Annotated in this window: 1 protein-coding gene; it reads right to left on the bottom strand. The window is 58.7% G+C overall.

The annotated features are described in order from the left end of the window. On the bottom strand, window positions 1-470 hold a 470-nt coding region (locus PG899_RS24240; RefSeq protein WP_270697831.1), incomplete at its 3' end, for a hypothetical protein. Window positions 471-549 lie beyond the last annotated feature (79 nt).

The following is a 549-nucleotide window of genomic DNA, read 5'->3' as shown; positions in this document are numbered from 1 at the left end:
TGAGCCCGAGTAGAAACCAGCTTGCCGGTATGGTCAGCGAACCGCTGGGCAAAGGTATCAACAAACTGGTCATCCCCAGAAAAACGGAGCACGCCGAGCTCGCCAGAAATAGACAGCCGCTGGTCAATGGTGCGTATTGCCGCGTTAGCAGCTTGTAGGCCCAATAACGCATTGCGCGATTGATAGACATGGGTGAACCATCCAATCAGAGCAGGGTGACGGAGCGCGATTTTCTCCCTGAATATCGCGCATGAAGCCGTGCCGATTGGCAGGGCGGCGAATTTGTCGGCGACAGTCTCCGGCGAGAACGGCTGACAGCGGCGCAGGTTAGCGATGCTGTTCCAGGCGGTGCTGGTGACGGGCGCAAAGTTGGGCTGAATCTCGCGGGGGGCGCATTTGGCGGCCCGCTTGGCTTGGGCCTTGTTGAACCACTCGGGCAGCGGGACTTGTTGGTTCTGGGCGATGTTCATTGGGTCACCAAGGATGCGTAGTAGGAGGCAGCGAACACGCCACACAGCAGGCTCAGCCAGCAGAATTGGATGAAGGCTT

Source organism: Aeromonas sp. QDB39 (assembly GCF_027707585.1).
GTDB classification, from domain to species: Bacteria; Pseudomonadota; Gammaproteobacteria; order Enterobacterales; family Aeromonadaceae; genus Aeromonas; species Aeromonas hydrophila.
This window is presented reverse-complemented; position numbering and strand designations above follow the sequence as displayed.